The sequence below is a fragment of the Kangiella shandongensis genome (genome assembly GCF_020005365.1).
In the GTDB taxonomy this organism is placed as follows: domain Bacteria; phylum Pseudomonadota; class Gammaproteobacteria; order Enterobacterales; family Kangiellaceae; genus Kangiella; species Kangiella shandongensis.
The window spans coordinates 147932-154938 of the sequence record NZ_JACNML010000007.1 but is presented as its reverse complement, the minus strand read 5'-3'; the positions used below and the strand labels follow the sequence as shown (position 1 = coordinate 154938).

Annotated in this window: 4 protein-coding genes and 1 pseudogene; all 5 read right to left on the bottom strand. The window is 44.6% G+C overall.

What is annotated here, in order from left to right; all coding sequences use genetic code 11:
• Window positions 1-406: 406 nt before the first annotated feature.
• Window positions 407-880, bottom strand: a pseudogene (locus H7708_RS09535) (beta-propeller domain-containing protein); the annotation flags it as partial.
• A gap of 150 nt (window positions 881-1030) precedes the next feature.
• On the bottom strand, window positions 1031-2242 hold the full coding sequence (gene prpF, locus H7708_RS09530; protein ID WP_223670516.1) for a 2-methylaconitate cis-trans isomerase PrpF: 1212 nt from the start codon (window positions 2240-2242) through the stop codon (window positions 1031-1033).
• Between the two features lie 197 nt (window positions 2243-2439).
• Entirely contained in the window at window positions 2440-5028 is a 2589-nt protein-coding gene (gene acnD / locus H7708_RS09525; protein ID WP_223670514.1) for a Fe/S-dependent 2-methylisocitrate dehydratase AcnD, read from the bottom strand.
• Between the two features lie 40 nt (window positions 5029-5068).
• Window positions 5069-5587 (bottom strand): hypothetical protein, encoded by a 519-nt coding sequence (locus H7708_RS09520; protein ID WP_223670513.1) that lies wholly within the window; start codon window positions 5585-5587, stop codon window positions 5069-5071.
• Between the two features lie 219 nt (window positions 5588-5806).
• Window positions 5807-6952 (bottom strand): bifunctional 2-methylcitrate synthase/citrate synthase, encoded by a 1146-nt coding sequence (prpC, locus tag H7708_RS09515; protein ID WP_223670512.1) that lies wholly within the window; start codon window positions 6950-6952, stop codon window positions 5807-5809.
• Window positions 6953-7007: the final 55 nt, after the last annotated feature.

Genomic DNA, 7007 nt, shown 5'->3' with positions numbered 1-7007 from the left:
GTGATGTCAGTTACTTCCTGATGAATTATTACAACTGGGAGCGACCGCATCAATTTAATGATGGTCTACCACCGGCAAAAGCCGAGAAATTAGCTAAAAAGGTGTCCGGGTTTTGTTGACCACTACAATTAGATGGTTTTACTATATCAGAAATATCAATTAGAGCTTCCCAGTCAAGCTTATCCTTATCAATACTTTGCTTAGATTTAATCAGCGCTATGTTGGGAAATGAGGATAAATACCCACTATCTAATCGCAGCTTGAATGGTATGTAGCTAATAAGTTTTCCACCGAACAATCGTGAACCATAATTGGTCCCACTAAAGTAATCATTTGAAGTTATAACATGGGTATTCAGATAAGTGAGTCTTCCCTCATCTGAAATACGGTACCGGCTTAATACTGTATAGTCATACTCATAATTAAAGCCAGTTATTAGTAGAACCCCGTCATTAATCAGCATTTCATCAAACCAAGTATCTTTTCTCAGCTCCAGGTTTTTCGATTCGACGTCTACTTTATCTAGTGTCCTTAGCGAATTATTATTAATCCTAATACTGTAGAGAGATCCATTTCGTAGAATAAACAGAAACTCGCCATAGCGCTTAATAATATCGCCTTCATCCACACCTTGAACTTGATTATTAGTAATAGATGGTAAATCAGAAGCCGTGATTCTACTGCCGGTTACAACTACCCTATCTCCGAAGTCTTCCTCATAAAGTTTATCTCTCTCTTTCTCCCTGTATTTAGCAAAAGCTTTTGTCTCCCGTATATACTCCCTTAATTCTGCTCTATTTTTAAAAGTTTCTACTTTATTTGTTACTGCATTAATTTCATGGGGAGCTTTAAAAGCTGTACAACTCAGTAAAATAAGCATTAACGAGAAAGTAGATACTACTTTTAACATTCCAAGCATGCCAATCCCTTTATATAAAATATTATTTGCAAATAATCTTCCCACAAAAAAAGCCGTGAAACAATGCGGCTTTTTTTGGGGAAATTTAACCAATAAACTTATTAAGTGTTATTAAAAACAATCTCCCGGTACTCGCACCCAGCCTTCCATCAGTACTCTTGCGCTACGACTCATAAAGACTTTCTTTGCGATCCACTGACCGTTTTGCAGTTCGGTTTCTGCGCCGACTTTTAGGGTTCCTGAAGGATGTCCGAAGACAACGCTTTGGCGATCGCCACCGCCTGCTGCCAGGTTTACCACGGTTCCAGGGATGGTTGAAGCTGTTGCGATGGCGACGGCAGCTGTGCCCATCATAGCATGGTGTAGTTTGCCCATGGACAGTGCGCGCACGTTGAGGTCGATATCACTGGCGCTGATGTTTTTACCACTGGACGATACGTAATCCGCTGGCTTGGCGACAAAGGCAACTTTTGGTGTGTGCTGACGATTGGCTGCTTCTTCAATGTTTTCAATAAGCCCCATCTTTACGGCACCGTGTGCACGAATCGTCTCAAACATTTCCAACGCTTCATCATCGTTGTTAATGGCTTCCTGTAACTCTGTTCCGTTATAGGTTTTGCCATTAAAGTTGATTTCGTCAGCGTTCAGAAAAATGGTTGGGATACCTGCGGTAATCATGGTCGCTTTAAAAGTGCCTATTCCCGGTACTTCTAATTCATCCACTAAATTACCAGTTGGGAACATGGAGCCCTCGCCCGCCGGGTCAAGAAAGTCCACCTGCACTTCTGCCGCTGGGAAGGTTACACCATCGAGAATAAAGTCGCCGGTTTCCTGTACCTGACCATCAGTAATCGGTACGTGAGCGATTATGGTTTTCTCTATATTGGCCTGCCAGATACGAACTTCGGCATGACCATTTTCAGGAATTCGATCAGCGTCGACAAGGCCACTGTTGATGGCGAAAGAGCCCACTGCTGCTGTTAAGTTACCGCAGTTGCCGCTCCAGTCGATAAACGGTTTATCAATCGAGACCTGTCCGAATAGATAGTTAACGTCGTGATCTGCCATCTCGCTCTTCGACAGGATCACCGTTTTACTGGTACTGGAGGTTGCGCCGCCCATACCGTCTGTATGTTTACCGTATGGATCAGGACTGCCAATCACACGAAGTAATAAGGCATCACGTGCTGGCCCCGGAACCTGCGCTTCTTTCGGCAGATCGTTCAGGTTAAAGAAAACACCTTTACTGGTTCCGCCACGCATGTATGTGGCTGGGATCCTGATCTGTGGAGAGAAAATTTGTGGAGGAAATGTTTTTGACATGGTTTTGCCTTTTTAAAGTCACTAGATTCCGCATCGTAGTGCGGAATGACATTTTTTTGTAGGTTGCACCCAAAGGGGCAGACCCGGTTGAAGAATGAACCCCAACACCTGTTATCAATATTGTTGGGGTTCGCAAGCTCACCACCAACCTACAAGACACTGGATCCCGCGGTTAAACCGCGGGATGACAGGAAATACTAACTCGCTGCTAAAAAGTCTTGTGCGAATCTTTGCAGTACACCACCGGCAGAGTAAATGGAAACTTCTTCAGCCGTATCCAAACGACAAATCATCGGTACTTCTACGCGTTCGCCGTCTTTGCGCTTGATGACTAATGTCATGGTTGCGCCCGGTGCAATCTCCCCTTCCACATCGTAAGTTTCAGTACCGTCGATGTTTAGTGTCTTGCGTGTCGTGCCTTCTTCAAACTGAAGCGGTAATACGCCCATGCCGATTAGATTAGTACGGTGAATACGCTCAAAGCCTTCCGCAGCAATGACTTCTACGCCTGCCAGACGGACACCTTTCGCCGCCCAGTCTCGCGAAGAGCCCTGACCATAGTCCGCACCAGCCACAATGATTAACGGCTGCTTACGCTCCATGTAGGTTTCAATCGTTTCCCACATGCGCATTTCTTTGCCTTCTGGCTCAAGACGCGCTAACGAACCTTGCTTTACCGAACCGTCTTCATCACGAACCATTTCGTTTAACAATTTCGGGTTAGCGAATGTCGCGCGTTGTGCTGTGAGGTGATCCCCGCGGTGTGTGGCGTACGAGTTATAGTCTTCTTCCGGCACGCCCATCTTGTCGAGGTAAGCACCGGCAGCGCTTGATTTTTGGATCGCGTTTGATGGCGACAAATGATCGGTTGTGATGTTGTCACCCAATACAGCAAGTGGGCGCATATCTTTCATTGTACGTTCGCCCGCTAACGCTCCTTCCCAATACGGAGGACGGCGGATATAGGTGCTCATTTCACGCCAGTCATACAGTGGATCCGTTTTATCGCCCATGTCGACTTTGACGTTAAACATCGGTTCGTAAACGTCACGGAACTGTTGTGGCTTAACGCTCTGAGAAATAATTTCATCAATTTCTTCATCAGTCGGCCAGATATCTTTTAAGGTTACTGGGTTACCATCTTTATCAGTACCAAGCGGATCTTTTTCGATATCAAAACGAATGGTGCCAGCGATAGCATAGGCGACAACTAATGGCGGCGAAGCAAGGAAAGCCTGATCGGCATGAGGATGAATACGACCATCGAAGTTACGGTTACCCGATAACACGGCGGTCGAATACAAATCGCGTTCTTCAATTTCTTGCTTAATTTTTGGATCCAGCGCACCGCTCATGCCGTTACACGAAGTACAGGCATAACCGACCACACCAAAACCTAGCTGTTCCATTTCTGGAAGTAGGTTCGACTCTTCTAGATAAGCGGTTACCGCTTTAGAGCCCGGTGCCAACGATGTTTTTACCCATGGTTTACGCTGCAAACCCACTTTGTTGGCGTTACGCGCAATAATACCCGCGGCAATCATGTTGCGTGGGTTACTGGTATTGGTACAGCTGGTAATCGCGGCAATGATACAAGCACCATCCGGCATTTTGCCTTCTTCGATCTCATAATCTTTTACGATACCCTTTTCTGCTAAATCGGCAGTAGATACACGTGCATGAGGATTTGATGGTCCCGCCAAGTTACGACCAACCGATGATAAATCAAACGTCAGTACACGCTCGTATTCTGCGCCCGTTAAACCGTCTGCCCATAGGCCCGTTTCTTTAGCGTATTGTTCAACTAACTTAACCTGCTCGTCATCGCGGCCAGTTAGTTTTAAGTAATCAATGGTTTGCTCGTCAATATAGAACATACCAGCTGTTGCGCCGTATTCTGGCGTCATGTTCGAAATCGTCGCGCGATCACCCAGCGTTAAGTGTGCAGCACCTTCGCCGAAAAATTCCAGGTAAGCCGAAACCACTCGCTCGTTACGTAAGAACTCGGTAATCGCCAATACAATATCCGTACCGGTAATGCCTGGCTGAGGTTTACCCGTTAATTCAACACCTACGATATCAGGAAGACGCATATAAGAAGCACGACCCAGCATGACGCTTTCAGCTTCAAGACCACCCACACCGACAGCGATAACGCCTAGCGCATCAACCATTGGCGTATGACTATCAGTACCGACTAAAGTATCTGGAAAAGCCACACCGTCGCGTGCCTGAATTACTGGCGACATACGCTCCAGATTGATCTGGTGCATAATGCCGTTGCCTGGTGGTACAACGTTAACGTTTTTAAACGCTGTTTTACACCAGTTAATAAAGTGAAAACGGTCTTCATTTCGACGCTCTTCGATCGCACGGTTTTTCTCAAAAGCATCTTTCTCAAAACCACCGTGTTCTACGGCTAATGAGTGATCCACGATTAATTGAGTAGGAACCACAGGATTTACCTGCGCAGGATCGCCACCACCTTCTGCGATAGCGTCGCGCAAACCTGCTAAATCAACAAATGCCGTTTGACCTAAGATATCGTGACACACCACTCGTGCAGGAAACCATGGGAAATCCAGGTCACGCTTACGCTCAATTAGCTGTTTTAAGCTATCCGTCAGCGACTCAGGATCACAACGGCGAACTAAGTTTTCAGCCAAAACTTTTGACGTGTATGGAAGTTTATCGTAAGCGCCCGGTTGGATATCTTCGATCGCCTGACGCGTATCGAAATAATCTAAGTCCGTGCCTTCAAGTTTCTTTCTATAATTTGTGTTCATATTACCTTAGGTCTCTGTTTAAAACTTATTTGTCTCGCTACTATTTCTTATATGTTTTGTAATATTCGCGATCAATCTCTTTATCGTAAGCTTTAAGATAGGCTTTCGCCATCGTTTCACGCTCAATAATTTTTTCACCGTTCTCGTCGACTACAAAAGACTTTGCACCGAACTTTTCATCCTGCATCTTATAGTCAATGTCTTTGACCAGCATGTAGATACCATAAGCATCCTGCCCCAACTCAAAAGAGTTTTCTGATTCTTTAGCATTCAGAAGGACGGTGTCTCTATCAGTTTCCTCAATTGTGTAGTAAAAGTCTGGTGAACTTAACCCTACATCTTTAGAAAACAACTTAAAATAATCATTATTAATTTCATAAAAGCCTTTGTTTGCAGCCTGCTGGGCTCGCTCGGCTAATTTCTTTTCTTCAGCTGTTAAGTGTTGAGAGTGCTCTTTGGTTTTATCAGCATCGATAACCCAAGTTCCGATATACCAGTCATCTCCTGCCATACTAACCATAGAGCTCACCATCAAAAATAATCCAATTAAATATTTCATCGCTTTATCCTTAATTCCTTGATTGAAATTTTGATTTCATAAATCAGAAAATTGTTGGGTTACGAGACTTATAGCCTCTAACCCAACCTATAAAAATCAAAATAAATTTTTAGCGTTAAGAGCAAGGCTTGCGGTGAATTTATTGAGGGAGTTTAGATAAACTAAATGACCGATAATAAATTCACCGCGTAACGCCGCTATTGGCGCTAAAAAACATTTTTAACGTTTGTCGATTTCAACAAACTCTCTCGGCTCCGGCCCCGTATAGTTCGCACTAGGACGGATAATCTTGCCGTCTTGACGCTGCTCCATTACGTGCGCTGCCCAACCAGAAATACGTGACATCACAAAAATAGGTGTAAACATAGAAGTCGGAATACCCATCTTGTTGTAAGACACGGCTGAGAACCAGTCCAGATTCGGGAACATTTTCTTCTCGTCCCACATAACGGTTTCAAGACGCTCTGCAATATTGAACAAGTTAGTATCGCCCTGCTCAACTGATAATTCTTTCGCAACTTCTTTGATCACTTTGTTACGAGGATCGCCAGTTGTGTAAACCGGGTGACCGAAACCAATGACGATTTCTTTGCGAGCAATACGCTCTTTGATGTCAGCTTCAGCTTGGTCTGGGTTGTCGTAACGCATTTGAATATCTAGCGCGACTTCGTTAGCACCGCCATGTTTCGGACCACGTAATGCGCCAATACCACCACAAATTGCTGAGTACATGTCTGAACCTGTACCTGTAATCACGCGGCTGGTGAATGTTGATGCATTAAATTCATGCTCAGCATAAAGATTCAATGAAATCTGCATCGCACGAACCCAAGAATCAGGGCAAGGCTCACCATGCAATAAGTGTAAGAAATGACCAGCGATAGATTCTTCATCAGTTTCCAGATCAATCGCTACGCCATTATGCGAGAAGTGATACCAATAAAGAAGCATTGAAGGGAACGATGCCATTAAACGGTCAGCGATATCTTTTGCTTCATTTAGTGGCTGACTTTCACGCTCAGGAAGTACTGTACCTAAAATTGAACAACCGGTACGTAGAACGTCCATTGGGTGAGCATTGGCAGGAATCAGTTCTAGCGCGTCCTGCACTAACGCAGGTAAACCACGAAGTGCCTTTAATTTGCGCTTGTAGTTTTTAAGTTCTGCAGCCGTTGGCAATTTGCCATGAATTAGCAAGTGAGCAATTTCTTCGAACTCACACGTTTCCGCTAAATCTAGAATGTCATAGCCACGGTAGTGCAAATCGTTTCCACTACGACCTACCGTACATAGGGCAGTATTACCTGCTGGCACACCCGATAAGGCGACCGACTTTTTTGGTTTTGGTAAAACTGACTCACTCATACTATCTACTCCTGTTTTAAATTTAAATTCTCTTTAGTATCCAACGTCACCGCCT

What these genes read in the sequence shown, in the direction of transcription:
- prpF (WP_223670516.1), bottom strand. Translation starts at nt 2,242, where the DNA reads ATGTCAAAAACATTTCCTCCACAAATTTTCTCTCCACAGATCAGGATC.
- acnD (WP_223670514.1), bottom strand. Translation starts at nt 5,028, where the DNA reads ATGAACACAAATTATAGAAAGAAACTTGAAGGCACGGACTTAGATTAT.
- H7708_RS09520 (WP_223670513.1), bottom strand. Translation starts at nt 5,587, where the DNA reads ATGAAATATTTAATTGGATTATTTTTGATGGTGAGCTCTATGGTTAGT.
- prpC (WP_223670512.1), bottom strand. Translation starts at nt 6,952, where the DNA reads ATGAGTGAGTCAGTTTTACCAAAACCAAAAAAGTCGGTCGCCTTATCG.